This window comes from Hyphomonas sp., from assembly GCF_037969335.1.
In the GTDB taxonomy this organism is placed as follows: Bacteria; Pseudomonadota; Alphaproteobacteria; order Caulobacterales; family Hyphomonadaceae; genus Hyphomonas.
On sequence record NZ_JBBKXE010000204.1, the window covers coordinates 1 to 18,062 of the forward strand.

Annotated in this window: 18 protein-coding genes and 2 tRNA genes; 15 read left to right on the plus strand and 5 right to left on the minus strand. The window is 61.3% G+C overall.

Translation table 11 applies throughout. The annotated features are described in order from the left end of the window. The coding region (locus tag AADA04_RS14965; RefSeq protein WP_340694084.1) for an autotransporter outer membrane beta-barrel domain-containing protein at positions 1 to 1,423 on the plus strand (1,423 nt) is incomplete at its 5' end. Positions 1,424 to 1,493: 70 nt separating this feature from the next. Here AADA04_RS14965 and AADA04_RS14970 read toward each other — a convergent pair. From AADA04_RS14970 to AADA04_RS14980, 3 genes are all read right to left on the minus strand, one after another. Then, complete coding sequence (locus tag AADA04_RS14970; protein WP_340694085.1) at positions 1,494 to 1,937, minus strand: hypothetical protein; 444 nt, start codon at positions 1,935 to 1,937, stop codon at positions 1,494 to 1,496. Between the two features lie 361 nt (positions 1,938 to 2,298). Beyond that, positions 2,299 to 2,374 (minus strand) — tRNA-Asn (locus tag AADA04_RS14975). 274 nt (positions 2,375 to 2,648) lie between these two features. Further along, positions 2,649 to 2,722 (minus strand) — tRNA-Cys (locus AADA04_RS14980). Positions 2,723 to 2,868: 146 nt separating this feature from the next. On the opposite strand from AADA04_RS14980, the gene AADA04_RS14985 reads away from it, so the two are divergent. The 6 genes from AADA04_RS14985 to AADA04_RS15010 all read left to right on the plus strand — a co-directional run bounded on the left by AADA04_RS14985 (position 2,869) and on the right by AADA04_RS15010 (position 10,798). Continuing rightward, positions 2,869 to 3,522: a protein-L-isoaspartate O-methyltransferase gene (locus AADA04_RS14985; RefSeq protein WP_340694086.1), complete on the plus strand. Its 654-nt coding sequence runs from the start codon at positions 2,869 to 2,871 to the stop codon at positions 3,520 to 3,522. Between the two features lie 174 nt (positions 3,523 to 3,696). Continuing rightward, a complete protein-coding gene (locus tag AADA04_RS14990) occupies positions 3,697 to 4,947 on the plus strand; it encodes a TolC family outer membrane protein (RefSeq protein ID WP_340694087.1) in 1,251 nt (416 codons plus the stop codon). A 107-nt stretch (positions 4,948 to 5,054) separates the two neighbouring features. After that, on the plus strand, positions 5,055 to 5,750 hold the full coding sequence (locus tag AADA04_RS14995; protein WP_340694088.1) for a DUF2497 domain-containing protein: 696 nt from the start codon (positions 5,055 to 5,057) through the stop codon (positions 5,748 to 5,750). 90 nt (positions 5,751 to 5,840) lie between these two features. Then, entirely contained in the window at positions 5,841 to 8,582 is a 2,742-nt protein-coding gene (locus AADA04_RS15000) for a valine--tRNA ligase (protein WP_340694089.1), read from the plus strand. A 41-nt stretch (positions 8,583 to 8,623) separates the two neighbouring features. Continuing rightward, a complete protein-coding gene (locus AADA04_RS15005; RefSeq protein ID WP_340694090.1) occupies positions 8,624 to 9,649 on the plus strand; it encodes an isoaspartyl peptidase/L-asparaginase in 1,026 nt (341 codons plus the stop codon). A gap of 114 nt (positions 9,650 to 9,763) precedes the next feature. Continuing rightward, positions 9,764 to 10,798 carry a DUF3137 domain-containing protein gene (locus AADA04_RS15010; protein ID WP_340694091.1) on the plus strand — a complete coding sequence of 345 codons (1,035 nt, stop codon included), beginning with the start codon at positions 9,764 to 9,766 and terminating at the stop codon, positions 10,796 to 10,798. 3 nt (positions 10,799 to 10,801) lie between these two features. On the opposite strand, the gene AADA04_RS15015 is transcribed toward AADA04_RS15010, so the two are convergent. Next, a complete protein-coding gene (locus AADA04_RS15015; protein ID WP_340694092.1) occupies positions 10,802 to 10,972 on the minus strand; it encodes a hypothetical protein in 171 nt (56 codons plus the stop codon). Between the two features lie 265 nt (positions 10,973 to 11,237). Between AADA04_RS15015 and AADA04_RS15020 the strand changes: the two genes are divergently transcribed. Beyond that, a complete protein-coding gene (locus AADA04_RS15020; protein WP_340694093.1) occupies positions 11,238 to 11,615 on the plus strand; it encodes a hypothetical protein in 378 nt (125 codons plus the stop codon). A 3-nt stretch (positions 11,616 to 11,618) separates the two neighbouring features. On the opposite strand, the gene xth is transcribed toward AADA04_RS15020, so the two are convergent. Continuing rightward, positions 11,619 to 12,395 (minus strand): exodeoxyribonuclease III, encoded by a 777-nt coding sequence (gene xth, locus AADA04_RS15025; protein WP_340694094.1) that lies wholly within the window; start codon positions 12,393 to 12,395, stop codon positions 11,619 to 11,621. A gap of 86 nt (positions 12,396 to 12,481) precedes the next feature. Between xth and AADA04_RS15030 the strand changes: the two genes are divergently transcribed. From AADA04_RS15030 to AADA04_RS15060, 7 genes are all read left to right on the plus strand, one after another. Then, on the plus strand, positions 12,482 to 12,703 hold the full coding sequence (locus AADA04_RS15030) for a Sec-independent protein translocase TatA (RefSeq protein ID WP_340694095.1): 222 nt from the start codon (positions 12,482 to 12,484) through the stop codon (positions 12,701 to 12,703). Positions 12,704 to 12,725: 22 nt separating this feature from the next. Next, a complete protein-coding gene (gene tatB, locus AADA04_RS15035; RefSeq protein ID WP_340694096.1) occupies positions 12,726 to 13,076 on the plus strand; it encodes a Sec-independent protein translocase protein TatB in 351 nt (116 codons plus the stop codon). Continuing rightward, positions 13,073 to 13,897, plus strand: coding sequence for a twin-arginine translocase subunit TatC (tatC, locus tag AADA04_RS15040; RefSeq protein WP_340694097.1), 825 nt, complete (start codon positions 13,073 to 13,075; stop codon positions 13,895 to 13,897). Before tatB ends, tatC begins: the two co-directional genes overlap by 4 nt. Positions 13,898 to 13,994: 97 nt before the next feature. Further along, positions 13,995 to 14,954 (plus strand): NYN domain-containing protein, encoded by a 960-nt coding sequence (locus tag AADA04_RS15045; protein WP_340694114.1) that lies wholly within the window; start codon positions 13,995 to 13,997, stop codon positions 14,952 to 14,954. Positions 14,955 to 15,013: 59 nt separating this feature from the next. After that, positions 15,014 to 16,570 carry a serine--tRNA ligase gene (gene serS / locus AADA04_RS15050; protein ID WP_340694098.1) on the plus strand — a complete coding sequence of 519 codons (1,557 nt, stop codon included), beginning with the start codon at positions 15,014 to 15,016 and terminating at the stop codon, positions 16,568 to 16,570. Further along, the gene (gene surE / locus AADA04_RS15055) at positions 16,567 to 17,328 is read left to right on the plus strand and encodes a 5'/3'-nucleotidase SurE (RefSeq protein WP_340694099.1); all 762 of its coding nucleotides are present in this window, start codon (positions 16,567 to 16,569) and stop codon (positions 17,326 to 17,328) included. Before serS ends, surE begins: the two co-directional genes overlap by 4 nt. Beyond that, on the plus strand, positions 17,316 to 17,969 hold the full coding sequence (locus AADA04_RS15060; RefSeq protein ID WP_340694100.1) for a methyltransferase domain-containing protein: 654 nt from the start codon (positions 17,316 to 17,318) through the stop codon (positions 17,967 to 17,969). The genes surE and AADA04_RS15060 overlap by 13 nt, the downstream gene beginning before the upstream one ends. Positions 17,970 to 18,062: the final 93 nt, after the last annotated feature.

Below are 18,062 nucleotides of genomic sequence, written 5' to 3' on the forward strand. Positions count from 1 at the left end.
TGTGTCGCTTGGAGGAGTCATCGAACTGGCCGGAGCAGCTGCTTATGGCGACCAGTATTCGGTCATGAGTTATGGTGGCACCTCTTCCGGTGCATTCAGCGATGTAACCGGTTTGGGCGCTGGTGTGCTTCAGGCTTTGATTACTGATGCGGGCGGCGTCATCCAGCTGAGCATCGATGCTGGGTCGTTCCTGGACGTGCTGCCAGAGGCGCCGAGCGGCGTTCAGCTTTACTACGCGCAGTCGCTCGATGGCGCGCGGGGCACTTCCTATTCTGACTTGAGCGAATTGTATTCCCTTGTCGACCTTCTCGGCCCCACCGATCTTGCGGCCGCTTTCGACGCGATTGCGCCGAACGATGCCGTCATCTCCGGTCAGGGGTCGATTGCAATGGGCGACGCGCTCGGCAAGCGGCTTGACGCGCGACTGCGGCAGGTTCGCAGGGGCGAGCGGGGATTCGTCACGCAAGGGTCTGCTGCGGGAGTCCAGGTGGCGTCGCTTGACGCAATGTCGAGCTTCTCGCTCATATCGAGCCAGCTCGCCGCTGTCGAAGCAAGCGAGGCGTCAGGTGTGCGTCCCATGAAGGACGGATACGGAGGGTTCGCCAGCATCGACTTCTTTACCGGGGATGCCGATTCGGGATTGGCTGGCAGGAAAGCAGATGTTGAAGGGTTCGCCATAACGGGCGGCATAGACAAAACGATCGGCACTGACGCCATCATCGGCGGCATGATCAGCTACAGCTCGTCTGATAATACGATGGGATCCGGAATGGGCGATGCCGAAATCAGCGGGGCTTCCGTCGGATTGTACGGCTACGTGCCGTTCGAAAACCGGGTATTTGTCGACGGTCATGTCAGCTATGGGACCTATTCTGTCGACATGTCGCGGACGGCCCAACTGGTCGGCGGGACTCTCGCGGCAACGGGCGACACCAATGCTGACCAACTTTTGGTCGGAGCAAGTGTCGGGCGTGAATACCAGTTCGACAACGGGATCAATGTTACGCCTTCGGTGGGCCTCCTGCATGCGAGCTATGATATCGATGCGTACTCAGAAAAAGGCAGCGTGATCGCAATGGACGTCGCATCGCGTGACTTGACGAGCACACAGCTTTCGTTGGGTGCGGTGATGGATTGGGAATTGGGCGAATCAGGCACGGTTCGACCAATGCTTGGAGCTGCCGTGGTCCACGACCTGGACGCCGGGCATGATGTCGTGTTGGCGACGTTTGTCGGTGCCCCGACAGCGGCCGCTGTTGTGTTCGCAGGTCCAGATCGCAGCCGCACCTGGCTCGATCTGGAAGCCGGTCTGGATGTGAATGTTTCGGACTCGATGGTCGCAACAATTGCTGTGAGGCAGACGGTCAATCGCGACGAGCTTTCACAGACTGTCATCGGTGCGAGTGCGACGCTGAAGTTCTGAGACTCTTGATGGTACCCGACGAGGCGTGACCCAGCGGTCCGCTTCGTCGGCCTGCCACTTTTGACGGACCTTATTCGCGAATAAGGAAGCTCTCTGTTGGCTGGCTTGGGAACGCACCGGCAATGGTGTTGGCGTCCTGAGGCTGTCCGCTCCAGACGATCTTTCCATTCTGGTCAGCAAGTGTCAGCTGCCCGAAAGCCAGATAAAGCCAGGTGGTCGGGCGTTCGCTGTCCAGGTTCCAGTCTGACAATATATCGACCTTGCCTGCGCCAGTCCCCGAGCTTGGGTCAAGCCTGATCCTGGTTGCAGGGGCGCCATTTCCGGAAGAAATGGTCCACTCACCTGCTACGTCGGTGGCAGGCAGGTCCGAATTTGCGCCGCCTGGGGATGACCCCGGTCCCGGTGAAGACAAGCCTGGTGTGAGTTCGTCACGGCGGGCCGCGTGTGTCTGGGGCGCTGGCGAGGATGCATCGTCGGGCTCGAGATCCTGCCGGGTTTCAGGAGTTGCAGACACGCGATCGCTCTCCTGATCTATGCCGTTTTGGGCGCACCCGGCCGAAGCCACGCAAAACAAAATGCCGAGGGGCGCGCCGAGTCGGCTCGTTTTGCGGAGTGTTGCCATGATGGGAATCTATACACTTCGATACCCGACCGCAAATGCACAGATCCAAACTCGCCAGACCGGGCTGTCAGTCCAGGCCTGGCCGTTCCTCACGATTGTGATGTGGGCTGCGAACAAGGTCGATGTCCGATTCGGCGTGTTGTTCGCAGGATCCAGGGTGGCCTGCTTAAGCGTATGAGGGGGCCGGTAATGATCGCAGGGGAGATGGGTGCGTCGTTCGTGGCGCTGGAAGGCGTGTGCCTTTTGGGGCTGCTGGCTCCGCGAGTAGGACTCGAACCTACGACCGGGCGATTAACAGTCGCCTGCTCTACCAACTGAGCTATCGCGGATCAGCCGAGAGCGGGTGAATAGCAGACCATAGGGCCGGTTCAAGCCCCAACTTGCTGCTGCTGTCCAAAAACTTCGGCGTCAGACAAAAAAATGGCGGGAGACAAAAGCTCCCGCCGAGGCGTTGGGTGATGGTGGGTGTCTCCAAGAGAAGACACGCCAAACATCGCCCGAATTGGTTAATGCGACGTAAACGATTAACCGAGAAACGCGGGAGAGTTGCGTAACACTGCATTAAGCTTGACGAAAATGCGTGGAATGGACTGGGAATGGGTCTGGAGGCTCCACCCGGAATCGAACCGGGGTGCGCGGATTTGCAATCCGCTGCGTCACCACTCCGCCATAGAGCCTGACCAGAGGGGCGTCACTAGCAAGCAACGCGCCTGCTTTCAATCAGCCTTTTCACTCGCCGCGCGTTTATCGCGCATTGCGCCCAACGCCGCCCATGCTAAAGGGCGGTCCTACGTTCGTTTTTGCCAGAGGAAGGCGTGCGCCCATGAACTTTGACGCAGCCCGCGAGATCATGGTGGATAGCCAGATCCGCCCGAATGATGTGACCGACGCGCCAATCGTCTCGGCGTTCCTGCGCACGCCGCGCGAAGCCTTTGTGCCCAATTCGCGCAAATCGGTCGCCTATTCCGAGCTTGAGATCGCCACGTCGCCTGAACGTTCGCTGTGGATTCCGCGCGACACGGCCAAATTGGTCAAGCTGGCCGCCATCAAGCCGAGCGATATTGTCCTCGTGATCGGGGCAGGCGCAGGCTACGAAGCGGCCCTGATCAGTCACCTGTCGGAAACTGTTATTGCGCTGGAAGAGACAACAGCACTGGTGGACGCCATGGCGGCGCGTTTCGCAGCGCTTGGGCTTGACCGGGCCGTGGCCGTCGAAGGTAAAATCGCAGTCGGACTGCCGGATCAGGCGCCATTCGACGCAATCTATGTGTGCGGCATGGTTGAACACTTGCCGGATACCTGGACCGACCAGCTGGCAGAGGGCGGACGCCTTGTCGCCGTGGTGATGGACCGCGAAGGTCTGGGACGTGGAACCGTGTTCACGAAGTCGGGCGATACGGTGGCCGCGCGGGACGCGTTCGACGCCTGTCCGCCGAAATTTACGCAGTTTGATCGCAAGCGTTCCTTCGTTTTCTGAGTCCGACTGCGCTGAATTGCCAGCATTGTTAAAACAATGGAAAAGTGAACAGTGTTCACTAACACGTTGGGCGTGGCTATATCTGGCCCAGCAAACCGGGACATCAGGGAGTTCAGGATGAGAGTAAAGTATCGTTGCCTGTTGGGTTCGGCAGTTATCGCCTTGGTCGCGGGAATGCCCGCAGCAGGTGAAACGCTGGACGAGGCCATTGCCTCGGCCTTCGCAACCAATCCCCAGCTCGATTTCCAGCGATATGAAACCGACATCGCGCGCGAAGGCCTTGAACAGGCCCGGTCCGGTGGACGGACGACTGTGAATGTCAGCGGTAGCGCCGGTTACGAATATGTCGATACGACGTCACCTTTCTCCTATAATCTGGGCGATCGGCCGATCGCCAGCGCGCAGGTGCAGGCCGTGCAGCCGATCTATACGGGCGGTCGCGTCAGCGCGGGAATTCGGCAGGCCAAAGCGGGTGTCAGCGCGGCCAAATCGCAGTTTGACGCCGCCGAGCAGAACCTCATCCTTGATGTCGTGACCGCCTATGTCGATGTGCGCCGCGACCGCGAAGCCGTTGCAATTCGCAAGAACAATGTCGACGTGACGGCCGAACAGGTGCGCGCGGCCGATGACCGATTCGAAGTGGGTGTCGTTACCCGGACAGATGTTTCACTCGCCAATGCCCGCCTTGAAGGCGCCCGGGCGGCCCTCGCCGGCGCGGAAGCAATGCGAGAGGCCAGCGAGGCCAACTACCAGTTCCTGACCAGCCTCAAGCCCGGCGACCTTGCGCCGCCGCCGCCTATCCCGCCACTGCCTGCATCGCTCGAAGAGGCGGTTGCCATCGCGCTCGATGGAAACCCGGATATTGAAGCGGCGCGCAATTCCGAACGTGCCGCGAGCGAGGCCATTGAAGTGGCCCGGGCTCAGTATCGTCCGCAAGTCAATCTCGTGGGCACGGCCGGCGTTCAGGAGACCTATGGCAGCGATGCCGACCAGACGGACACGAGCGTCTCGGCTGTGGTGCAGGGCACGATCCCTCTGCTGTCCGGCGGTCTGATCAAGAGCCAGGTCAGCTCGGCGCGCTTGCGCCGCAACCAGGCCCGCAACCAGATTGATGTTCTGGAGCGCCAGATTCGCGCGCAAATCGCGCAGGCCTGGTTTGGCTATGACGCGTCGCTCCGTTCCATCGAGGCGTCAAGTCGCCAGGTCGATGCTGCTGAAATCGCCTATGAAGGTGCCAAGGAAGAGCTGGCCGTGGGCGTTCGTACCACGCTGGACGTCCTGGATCAGGAGCAGCAGCTGTTCGAGGCCCGCCTCGCGCTGGTCGAGTCTGAGCATGATGCCTATGTCGCTGCGTTCCGCCTGCTCAGGGCTGCCGGCGAGCTCGACCAGCCTGTGCCGACGGGGGCTTCGCCCGTCGCGGAATGACAAAGTTGTGGCTGTGTTCAAGGTTAATGACGTCAAGCGGTTGTTAACCCATACATTCTAACCATTAATCAATATTGATTCTGATGGGTAGACAGTAAGGGGCTGACATGGCCAACGAAGCGCACAAGGAGCCGACGATGGAGGAAATCCTCGCGTCGATCCGCAAGATCATCTCCGAGGATGATGCCAGCACGTCCCGACGTCCCGGTGCACCGACTGTTGTGCGTGAAGAGGCCGTCGCTGAATCCCATGATGCGGAACTCTCCGATTTTTCCGAGACGGATTTCGAGGCCGCCGAGGAAGATATCGACGAGGCGATGTTCGACGTCGAGTCTGACGATAATTACGAGACCGTCGATGCGGTCGAGGACGCAGACGAGATCGATTCCTTCGAGGGCGTGCTCGATGCGGCGCGCGCCGTTGAGCAGCCCGAGCCTGCCCCGACTTTCCGGCACCAGCCTGAACCTGCGCCGGTTTTCCAGCAGGCGCCTGAGCCTGCACCACGTCCTGCGCCACAGCCTGCCCCACGTCCACAATCTCACGCTCCCACGGAGACCGACATGCCTGCCAGCGCACGCTACCAGAACACCGTCCTGACCGATGACAAGACATCCGACGCCGCCGCCGGATCTCTCGGCAAACTGATGTCCAAAATGGACACAGGCAGCGACAACACGATCGAAGGGCTCGTCCGCGAGCTGCTGAAGCCGATGATCAAGGAATGGCTCGACACCAACCTGCCCGGCATCGTCGAGGAAAAGGTCGAAGCCGAAGTCCAGCGTATCGCCCGCATGGCGCGCTAGCCTCACCTGACAAATTCGTTATAGGGAAGGGCGCGCCTTAACAGGCGGGCCCTTTCTTTTTGCCCTGCACCCACCGGAACCGCTTTTCCCATGCTCGACCAACGTTTTGACCCCGCCGAAGCCGAAACCCGCCTGTACAAGGCCTGGGAGGATGGCGGCTGCTTCAAGCCGTCCGGTGATACCAGCGCGCAAGCCTATTCCATCGTCATCCCGCCGCCGAACGTGACCGGCGTGCTGCACATGGGCCACGCGCTGAACAATACGCTGCAGGACGTGCTGGTCCGGTTCGAGCGGATGCGCGGCAAGAACGTGTTGTGGCAGCCCGGCACGGACCATGCCGGCATCGCGACGCAGATGGTGGTCGAGCGCCAGCTGGCGGCGGAAGGCAAGAATGAAAGCCGCGCCAGTCTTGGCCGCGAGGCCTTCGTGGATCGTGTCTGGGCGTGGAAGCAAGAATCCGGCGGCGCGATTGTCGGCCAGCTGAAGCGCCTCGGCGCCTCGTGCGACTGGTCGCGCGAAGCCTTCACGATGGGCGACCGCAACGCCCCCGACAACAACATGATGCGCGCCGTGACCAAAGTGTTCGTCGAGCTCTACAACAAGGGCCTGATCTATCGCGATAAGCGCCTCGTGAACTGGGACCCGCATTTCCAGACCGCGATCTCGGACCTCGAGGTCGACCAGCGCGAAGTGGCAGGCCATTACTGGCACCTGCGCTATCCGCTGGCTGGCGGCGTGACCTATGAGCATCCGGTCAAGGACGAGGACGGCAACGTTACCGGCACCGAGACGCGCGACTATATCGTGGTCGCCACGTCGCGCCCCGAGACCATGCTCGGCGATACGGGCGTGGCCGTGCACCCGGATGACGAACGCTATGCGGGCCTGGTCGGCAAGTTCGTGACCCTGCCGATTGTCGGGCGCCGCGTGCCGATCATAGCGGACGAGTATGCCGATCCGACCAAAGGCTCGGGCGCGGTGAAGATCACGCCGGCGCATGATTTCAATGACTTCGAAGTGGGCAAGCGGGCGGGGCATGCGCCGCTCAACATTCTCAACGCGACGGCGCATATCGTCGATGGCGCGGACGCGGATGACGCCGGCATCCCAGCGGACTATCAAGGGCTCGACCGGTTCGACGCGCGCAAGAAGGTGGTTGCCGCGTTCGAGGCGGCGGAACTGCTGCAGGAAATCGAAAACCTCAAGATCGAGCAGCCCTTCGGCGACCGCTCCAACGTGGTCATTGAGCCGTGGATGACCGACCAATGGTATGTCGATGCGAAGACCATGGCCCAGCCCGCCATCGCAGCGGTGAAAGACGGCAAGACCCGCTTCGTGCCGGAGAACTGGGAGAAGACCTATTACAACTGGATGGAAAACATCCAGCCCTGGTGCATCAGCCGTCAGCTCTGGTGGGGGCACAGGATCCCAGCATGGTTTGCTGAAGATGGTGCGATATATGTTGCTCCTTCCGAGGCGGAGGCGCAGGCGCAGGCTGGCAAGGGTGTGAAGTTGAAGCAGGACGACGATGTCCTCGACACATGGTTCTCCTCGGCCCTCTGGCCGTTCTCGACCATGGGCTGGCCGGACAAGACGCCAGAGCTGGAGACTTTCTATCCGACAGCCACGCTCGTCACGGCGTTCGACATCATCTTCTTCTGGGTCGCCCGGATGATGATGATGGGGCTGGAATTCACCGGTCAAGTTCCGTTCAAGGATGTTTACATTCACGCCCTCGTCCTCGACGAGAAGGGCCAGAAGATGTCGAAGTCCAAGGGCAATGCCATGGACCCGCTGGAACTGGTCGATGAATACGGCGCTGACGCGCTGCGGTTCACGATGGGCCGCATGGCCGGGCAGGGGCGCAATATCCGCCTGTCGAAACAGGCTGTCGAAGGCAATCGCAACTTCGCCACCAAGCTGTGGAACGCGGCCCGCTTTGCCGAGATGAACGAATGCGGCGCGCCGGGCGAGATCGATTTCGCCAAGGTGACGAGCCCGGTAAACCGCTGGATCCTGGGTGAACTCTCCGCCTGTGAGGCCGAAGCCACGAAGGCGATCGAGGAATACCGGTTCAACGATGCCGCCGGCGCACTCTACAAGTTCGTCTGGAACGTGCTGTGCGACTGGTATCTCGAGCTGATCAAGCCGCTGCTGATGGGCATGGACGATGCAGCCAAGCAGGAAACACGCGATGTGTGCGGCTATGTGCTCGACGAGACGCTGAAGCTGCTGCACCCGTTCATGCCCTTCGTTACCGAGGAGCTGTGGGACCGGCGTGCCGCAGGCCGCGTCGAGGAACAGGGTTTCCTGATGGGCCAGTCCTGGCCGAAATACGCGATCACCCGCGATGCCGACGCCGACACGGAAATCCAGTGGGTGCTCGACCTCATTTCCGAAATTCGCTCCCTGCGGAACGATCTCGGCGTGCCGGCAGGCTCGAAGATTCCGCTGTCGCTCGTGAGTGCGGGGCCTGTTATCGAAGACCGGGCCGTCCGCCACGAGGACATCCTGAAACGCCTCGCGCGGCTTGAGGATATTATCGTGTCCGACACGGTGCCGACGGGGGCTGTCTCCACGGTTGTCGGCGACACCGTGGTCGCGCTGAACATTGCCGACCAGATCGACGTGGCCGAGGCGCGCAAGCGGCTCGACAAGGAGATTGCCCAACTCGACAAGGATATCACCTCGACCGAGAAGAAGCTCGGCAATGAGGCCTTCGTCGCCAAGGCACCGCCCGAGATCGTCGAGGAGAACCGCGAGCGTATCGTGGACTGGACAGATCGCCGCGAGAAACTGAAAGCGGCCCGGAAAAGCCTTGAAGGCCTCTAGGCAATAGGTTCATCCTGTCACCAGACAAGCTGGAGACGCTGATGACCCTGAAGACCTTGAGCGCCCTTGCGGCGGCAACCCTGTTCCTTGGCGCCTGTGCCACGCCTGTCGACGTGAGTGATCCTGTGCCGCTCCAGCCGGAATGGCATCTCGCTATCCATGGCGGGGCGGGGGTAATCCTGCGTGAGAACCTGACGGACGAACAGGAAGCCGCCTATGTGGCAGGCCTGAACGAGGCGATGGCGGCGGGGGCCGCAGTTCTGCGCGAGGGTGGCAGTGCAGTCGATGCGGTGCAGGCCGCCGTCCTGCCGATGGAAAACAACCCCTTGTTCAATGCCGGCTATGGCGCTGTCTTTGCGGCCAATGGTACGCATGAACTCGATGCGTCGATCATGGATGGGCGTGACCGCAATGCCGGGTCCGTCGCGGGCGTGATGCACGTGAAGAACCCGATCCTTGCGGCGCGCGCCGTGATGGACAAGTCCGAGCATGTCATGTTCGCCGGTGCGGGCGCTGACGCTTTTGCCGAAAGCCAGGGCCTCGACATGGTCGACAATACCTATTTCGATACGGAGCGACGTCGCAAGGACCTGGAGCGCCTGCTTGAGGCGCGTTCAGACAAGAGTGTGGCTGAGCGACGCACGGCGGCAGACCGATTCGGGACGGTCGGCGCCGTGGCAATCGACAGCCAGGGCAACCTCGCCGCCGCCACGACGACGGGCGGCATGACCGCCAAGGCACCGGGCCGGGTAGGTGATGCCCCCCTTGTCGGCGCCGCAACCTATGCGGAAAACGGTGTCTGTGCTGTGTCGGCGACCGGTCACGGCGAGTATTTCATTCGCGTCGGCGTCGCCAAGACGATCTGCGACCGGGTGAAACTTGCAGGCGAGTCGGTGGGTGAGGCCGCGCAGGTCGCGCTCGGCGAGGTGGCAAGTCTCGGCGGTGATGGCGGCGTGATCGTCATCGACGGCGCGGGCAATGTCGACTTCGTCTTCAATTCCGCCGGCATGTATCGGGGCGAGATCAGTGCCGATGGTGCGACCACCGCGATATTCGGAGTTGAGTGAGCGGGTTGGACAGTGTGCGGGCTTCACTCTCGACGGCGCAGATATCTCAATGCGTTTGAGCGCCGGGCAGGCTCGGTCTAGTATTCGGGCCAGTTCAGCCGGAGAGACGAGCGAATGACAGACCAGACGCCTGACCTGCCCGGCGGAGAGCCCGACCCGGTCGATCCGGATATCACCAAGGCCCTGTACGGCCTGCCCGACGGCTTTGGTGATTTCGCGCGCATTTTCCAGGACGAGATCCGTCCGGCCCTGCAGGCGCGGGAGGGTGATCGCCTTGCCGCCGTCGCGAAGGCGCGGCAGGCGCGATATGTCGGTGGTGGCATCGGTATTGTCGGGGTCTTGCTGGGATTGTTCGTCGTGAAGCTGCCTCTGCTCGCCTTTGTCGCGGCGGTGGTCGGGTTCGGCTATGCCTGGTGGGGGACTCGCGATGTCGCAAAGCTCGGCAAGGAGGCCAAAACGCTGCTGGTCGCACCCGTCGCGCGCCAGTTCGAGCTGAGCTTCACAGAGGCCCCGGGACAGGTCGCGTCGATCTACAGGCACCACGATGTCGGCATCGTGCCTGACTGGGACCGGGACAGCTACGAAGACCTGATCACCGGCACACGCAAGGGCGTCGATTTCGAACTGTTCGAAGCGCATCTGGAAGAACGTCGTCACTCAACCGATTCCAAGGGCCGCACGCAGACCCGCTGGGTCACGGTGTTTCGTGGCCAGTGCCTGCGCTTTTCCTTCCACAAGGCATTTCACGGCCGCACGCTGGTGACGCGCGATGCCGGTTTCTTCAACCGGTTCGGCGGTGGCAAGGGCATGCAGCGTGCCATGCTCGAAGACCCGGAATTCGAGCGCATCTTCGAAGTCTACACGACTGACCAGGTCGAGAGCCGCTACTTGCTGACCCCCGACCTGATGCAGAAGCTGGTCGATATGGAAAAGGCTTTCGATGGCGGCAAGCTGAAATGCTGCTTCGATGGTGGCGAACTCCTGATCACGCTGCAGGGCGGTGACCTGTTCGAACCCGGCAGCATGTTCAAGCGGCTCGACGACCCGGAACGGGTGCGCGAATTGCTGAGCGATTTTGCTGCCGTGTTCAACATCATCGATGCCGTGATGGCCAATCGCCGCGCCCAGGACCCTGACAGGGGCGCCTGAGCGTCACGCTGTGCGGGCTGGCAGCGTAAAGGCGGCCAGCAGAGCGATCGGCAGGGTCAGTGTCCATTTCGGTGCCCACCGGGCCGCATTCAGTTCGGCAGGAATCTCAAGTGGCGCGACAAGCTGGTCGAGTGTCACAGCGATGTCGGGCGACGGGCCTGTTGAGAGGGGCATTGTAGGCGTTTCGGGCGTGAAGGCATTCATCTCTGTTCTCCTTGTGTATTCGCGATGTGAGCGAACGATCACAAATATATGCTCAATCATGGCGGAAATGCGGCAAAGTGAGCGATCGATCATTTTTAATGCTGCGGCGCTTTTCACTGCCACGTCCCGGCGCGGGCTGTGCGCAATTGGGGCCGCGGTGTGGCACGTCTATTCAGGTTTGCTTCAGCCGCATTCCGGCATTAGGCAGGCAAGCTGAAAAAAGAGACCTCTGTCCATGATCCGTATTTTCCTCGCCTCTGTTGCCTTGATGATTGCCATGCCGGCGACCGCCGATACGCTGTCGCCCAAGCAGGTTGAGCGGTGCAAAGCGATGCAGGCGACGCTGGCGCCGAAACAGGCCGAGATCGAAAAGGCGACCGCCTCGCGCGATGTACTGGCTGCAAGGGCCGAGGCGCTCGGCGAGCAATATGAGGACGCACAGGTCATGCGCCTCGCCTCGTCTTCGAATGCCGAGGCCGCAGATTCGGCCAAGGCAGCGTTTGACGCCGCCCGGCGCGCATTCGCCCAAGCTGAGTTTGCGCTGCAGGCGAACGCACGGCAGTTCAATCAGGATGTCGCTGACTATAATCGGTCCTGCACACCTAAAAAATAGGCGTCAGTCCTCGAAGATGCCGATGACCGGCACATGGTCTGACGGCTTTTCCAGCTCGCGGGCCTTGCGGTAGATTTCCACGCCGGTCAGCCGGTCAGCTGCCTGCGGCGAGCAGAGCAGGTGGTCGATGCGGATGCCGTGATCCTTCTGGAATGCGCCGCCCTGATAATCCCAGAACGTGTATTGGTGCGCGCGGCCGTCGCAGGTCTCGAACACATCCGTCAGGCCGAGATTCTTGAGGCGGCGGAAGGCTTGCCGCGACTCCGGCAGGGCGAGGGCATCATCGGCCCAGACACTTTCATCCCAGCTGTCATTGACGCCCGGGATGACGTTATAGTCGCCGCAGAGGACGAAAGGCTCTTCCGTTTTCAGCAATTCGCGGGCGTGCCCCTCAAGGGCTTCCATCCATTCCAGCTTGTAGTCGAACTTCTGGCCGGGCGCGGGGTTGCCATTGGGCAGGTAGAGACCGCCCACGCGGATCGGCGTGTCGGCCATCACCAGGGCCTCGATATAGCGCGACTGGTCGTCTTCCATGGTCGACAGGCCCTTGCGGACATCGTCCAGCGGGTATTTCGACAGGATGGCCACGCCATTATAGGATTTCTGCCCGTGGACGGCGCAGTTCCAGCCGAGTTCTTCCAGTTCCATATAGGGAAAGCCGTCGGTCTCACATTTGAGTTCCTGCAGGCAAACGACGTCACAATCGATTGCGCCCAGCACTTCCAACACGGTGGGAAGGCGGGCCTTGATCGAGTTGACATTCCAAGTGGCGATACGCATGCCCCTCCTTTAACAGCTTCGCCCCATTGTTCCAGCCGGAACGCAAGGCTATGCTGCGTTGCGAAACACGTAATCAGGAGGCCCCCATGGGCTCAGTCGGACCACTCCAGATCGTCCTCGTCATCGTGGTAGCTTTGCTCCTGTTCGGTGGCCGTGGTCGTATTTCTTCCATTATGGGCGACATGGCCAAGGGCGTGAAATCGTTCCGGAAGGGCCTCGCAGATGACGATGAGCCCAAGGCCGTCGACAAGGAAGACCTTGTTGACGTGACTCCGAAGAAGAAAGACGAGACGAAAGCCTCGTCATAATGGTCCTGGTGGAGGGCGCATAATGCTGCCCGGAATCGGTTTTTCCGAACTTCTTATCCTTGCCCTTGCGGCCCTCATCATCGTGGGTCCGAAAGACTTGCCATTGATGATGCGCAAGGCTGGCCAGATGGTGGCCAAGGCGCGGTCGATGGCGCGTGAATTCCAGGCGGCCTTTGAGGACATCGCCCGCCAGAGCGAACTGGAAGACCTGCGCAAGGAGATCGAAGACCTCAAGCGCAACAATGCCATGACCGAGGCCCAGGATGACCTGGCCAATATGGAAAGCGATATCAACGCGGCCGTCATGAACAAGGAAGCTGCCGAGGCCGAAGCCCCTGCGCCTGAGCCCAAGTCCAAGGACGACGCTGCGTGAACAAGGTCCCGCCGAAAGACGAACAGCCTGAAATCCTAGACGAAGTGGAAGCCAGCCGGGCGCCGCTGCTGGAGCATCTGACTGAGCTGCGCTCGCGCCTGATCATCTCGCTGGCGGCACTGGGCATTGCCTCGCTCGCTTGTTTTTTCGTCGCCCAGCCAATCTATGATTTCCTGCTCGCGCCTTTTGCCCAAAAGGCGGAGGCCCTGCGTGGCGCGCCGCTGGAACTGATCTTCACGGCGCCGATGGAGTTCTTTTTCGCCAAGGTGAAGCTCGCTTTGTTCGCGGGCATTTTCGTGGCCTTCCCGGTCATTGCCTGGCAGATCTATGCGTTCGTTGCACCGGGGCTCTACAAGACCGAGCGTGGGGCCTTCTGGCCCTTCCTGGTGATCGCGCCGGCCCTGTTCGCGACGGGGGCCGCGTTCGTTTACATCCTGATGTTGCCGATGCTGGCGCGGTTCTCGATTTCGCAAGAGCAGATCGACAGCGGTGTCGCGACGATCAAGCTGTTGCCGAAAGTGTCGGAATACCTGTCGCTGGTCATGGCGCTGATGCTGGCCTTCGGGATTTCCTTCCAGCTGCCGGTGGTCCTGACCTTGCTGGCCAAGATCGGACTGGTTACAGCCAAGACGCTGATCAGTGGACGCAAATATGCGATCGTCCTGATCCTCGGCTTTGCGGCCGTGTTTACGCCGCCGGACATCATTTCCCAGCTCCTGCTGACCGGACCGGTCTATCTCCTGTACGAAATTTCGATCTTCTGCGTGAAGCTCATCGAGAAGAAACAGGGCGCCGAGGACGCGACGGACGCCGCCGAATAGGCAGAATTGATGCGGTGCACGGTTGCATTCGCGTGGCGAATGTTGAACACCAGACCCTCGCTCAATTGGCGAATCAGGGAGAACCCTTTTGTCACGCGTGAATAGCGTTCTTCTTGTCGATTTCGACAATATCTACGCGGCAACCGGCGTAGGCCTTACCGAAAAAGTGGCTAATTGGGTCCTCTGGCTTGAAGATGGTGCGCTGTCTGAACGGCAGAAACGGCGCAAGTTCGTGTCCAAGCGTGTCTACTGGAACCTGCAATACGACGTGCACAGGCCGGTGTTCGAGTCGGCGGGTTTCGAGGCGTTCAACTGCCGCGCCTTCGCCAAGAACAAGATTTCGGCAGGCAAGAGCTCGGCCGACATCGTTCTCACCATGGACGCCATCGAGATGGCCATGCAGGTCAAGGACTTGGACGAAATCATCGTCCTGACGACTGATTCAGATTTCGTGCCTGTGGTGAATCGCATCCAGTCTCCCCGCCTGCGTGTCGTGACCGGCGGCAAGGAAACCGACCCGACTTACGAACTCTACAGCCAGCATGCCGATGCCGTGGTCCACATGTCGGCCCTGAAAGCCGCGTGCGACTATGAGCGCACGCCGCGCAAATGGTACCGTTTCCGCAGCCCGCCGCCTGAAGTGGCGCCGCCGCGCCTGGTCCAGGAGCGCCGCTCGCCGTTCATGATGAAGGTGCGCAACGCCGTCATGGATGAGATGGACACGCACACGGCCCGCCCGGCGGACGAACATCCGCACCTCACGCGCGCCGCCGAACTGGTGATGCAGCTTGGCGCCCGCACGCCCGACCAGCCGATTGCCCGCGAGAAGATCGTCAAGGCGCTATCGGCGATCCCGGATTTTTCCACCACGCCGCAAAAAGGCCGACCCGCCTGGTTCGGCCTGCGCAACTACGCGGTCATGATGATGCGCCTGCGCGCGCTTGAGCCCTCTATCGAGGTCCGCCCGCAAAAGCGTAATGGCACGCAGGTCATCTGCCGGGTGCCCAAGACGGCGACACCTGCGGCATCGCAGGCAGGCGCAGAGGCCTCCGCATAGTGGACGCCGCGCCCGGGGCGCATTAGAGCCTGTAGCGACAGCCATTGCAGGACCATTCCATGTTCGATATCCGCGCCCTTCGCGACAATCCGGAAGCCTTCCGTCTCGCCTGGAACCGGCGCAAGCCGGGCCTTGGCGACAAGGTGGACGAAATCCACGCGCATGATGCCGCCCTGCGCCAAGCCGTCACCGACAAGCAGGACGCTGAAAAGGTCCGCAACGAGACGTCCAAGCTGATCGGGCGGGCGAAGGCTGAGAAGAACGAGGAAGAGGCTGCGCGCCTTATGGCCCTCGTCGCGGAAGCCAAGCTGACCATCGAAGCCGCTGGCGAGCAGGAAGCCGCCGCCAAGGCGCTGTTGGATGACCTGCTGATGGGCCTGCCGAATTTGCCACTGGCCGAGGTGCCGGAAGGCGAGGACGAAGAGGGAAATGTCGAGCAAAGCCGCTGGGGCGAACCCAAGCGCATCAACAATCCGAAGGACCATGCCGATCTTGGCGAGGCGCTGAAAAGCGACGCGGGCTTTTCGCAGATGGATTTCGATTCTGCCGTGAAGATGAGCGGCGCGCGGTTTGTCGCCCTGCGGGGCAAACTCGCCCGCATGGAACGCGCGCTGGCCGCCTTCATGCTCGACCTGCAGACGGGCGAGCATGGCTATGAGGAAGTGAGCCCGCCGATTTTGGTGCGGCGCGATGCTTTGAGGGGGACAGGACAGTTACCCAAATTCCGAGAAGATCTTTTTTGCATCGAAGGCGAGGAAGCGCAGCTTGAAAGAGAAATGGTCGAGAATTTAACGGCGATGATCAGTGACGACATCTGGCAACCATACAATATCGACATCGCTAACGTGCTAGATAGGCACCAAGACAACGCCTCTTCTGAAATCTACCAAGATTTGTTCAAGTTGTTTGAAAAAAATTCTCGGACTTCAGAGAAGACGCATGATGATGTGATGAGTGACTCGGTAGCACTTTCCAAGAAACTTCAGTCTTCTTGGGATAGAAATGTGCAGAGCTTATATCTCATCCCCACCGCCGAAGTGCCGCTTACGAACTTGATCCGTGAGCAAATTCTCGATGCTTCCCGCCTCCCGCTCCGCTTTACCGCGCACACGCCTTGCTTCCGGTCTGAAGCGGGCAGCGCGGGGCGCGATACGAAGGGCATGATCCGGCTGCACCAGTTCAACAAGGTCGAACTCGTCTCCATCGTCGAGAACGAGGAACAGGGCCTTGCCGAGCTGGAACGCATGACCGGATGCGCCGAGGAAGTGCTGAAACGCCTCGACCTGCCGTTCCGCCGCATGCTGCTCTGTACGGGCGACATGGGGGCCGGGGCGCGAAAGACGTATGACCTCGAAGTCTGGCTGCCGAGCCAGAACACCTATCGCGAGATCAGTTCCTGCTCCTATTGCGGCGACTTCCAGGCCCGCCGCATGGACGCGCGCTTCCGCAAGGAAGCCGGTGCCAAGCCCGAATTCGTCCACACGCTGAATGGCTCCGGCCTCGCCGTCGGCCGCACGCTGGTTGCCGTGATCGAGAACTACCAGAACGAAGACGGCTCCATCACCGTGCCGGAAGCGCTGCGCCCCTACATGGGCGGGCTGGAGACCATCGCATGAGAATTCTCCTCACCAATGATGACGGCATCAACGCGCCGGGCCTGTCGGTGCTGGAAGACATTGCCAAGGAATTGTCCGACGATATCTGGATCGCGGCGCCGGAAGAGGAGCAGTCCGGCAAGGGCCGCGCCATCTCGCTGACCCAGCCTGTGCGCACCCGTAAGGTCGGCGCCAAGGCCTGGGCCATCGCCGGCACGCCATCCGATTGCGTGCTGCTGGCCATGCAGGACCTGATGCCCGACGCGCCGGACCTTGTGCTGTCCGGCGTCAATCGCGGCCAGAATATCGCCGAGGATACCAGCTTTTCCGGCACTATCGCAGCGGCCATGTTCGGCATGCAACTGGGCATTCCCTCGATCGCGCTCAGCCAGGCGCAAAGCTTTCGTGAGCGCGGCTCCCTGCCATGGGAAACCGCCCGGGCCTGGGGCGCAAAAACGCTGCGGCCCCTGATCAAGCAGGGCTGGCCGAGCGATGTCGTGATCAATGTGAACTTCCCGGACCGCGAACCGGAAGACGTGGCCGGTATCCAGATCACACGGCAGGGCTTTCGCGATGAAAGCATCATCCATACCGACCGCCGCGAAGACCTGCGCGGCAATGACTATTACTGGATCGGCTACAAGGGAAAACTGTCCAAACCCGATGCCGGAACCGACCTGCGGGCCATCTATGACGGCTATGTTTCGGTCTCGCCCCTGCATGTCGACCTGACACACGAAGCCTATCTCAAGGAACTGCGCGAGACATGGCCGAGCTGATCGCCGATCCCTTCCGCGCCGCGCGCCTTGTCCTGCACCTGCGTCAGGAGGGAATCACCGATGACGGCGTGCTGAAGGCGATGGAGACGATCGACCGGGGCGCGTTTGTCGATACGCCCGGCCTCGAAAAGCTCGCCTTCGAAGATTGTGTCCTGCCCATACCCTGCGGCCAGATCGTGCCGCGTCCGGCGGTGACCGGCCAGCTGTTGCAGGCCCTCCAGATCAAGCAGATGCGTGAAGCGCGCATCCTGCTGATTGGCGTCGGCAGCGGGTATACGGCCGCTCTGGCGGCCCAACTCGGCGCCGATGTCTTCGCGATGGACCGTTTTCGCCGACTTTGCGACGCGGCCCGGCGGCGCATGCTCGACCTCGGCCTCGGCAATGTTGCCGTCCGGCATGGTGACGGTCTCACGGGTTGGCCTGAGCGTGGCCCCTATGACCGGATCCTGCTCACGGGGGCGGTCGACGAGGTGCCGGACGTCCTGCTGCAGCAATTGGCCAAGGACGGAGTCCTGATTGCGCCGCTGCAAACCGCCGATTCGCAGGTCCTGCTGAGAATGAGCGCAGACGGCACACAACAGCGCCTGGCCATCGCCCATCCGCTCCCGGCGCTGGTCGAAGGACGTTCACGGGCGCTTTAGGACAGATTCGCACGGCCTGCAGGGCTTGTTTGCCAAGGCCTGCGCCCACAGCTATAGGGGCATGACTTTCGCAGGCACCCTGAGGGGGCTGCC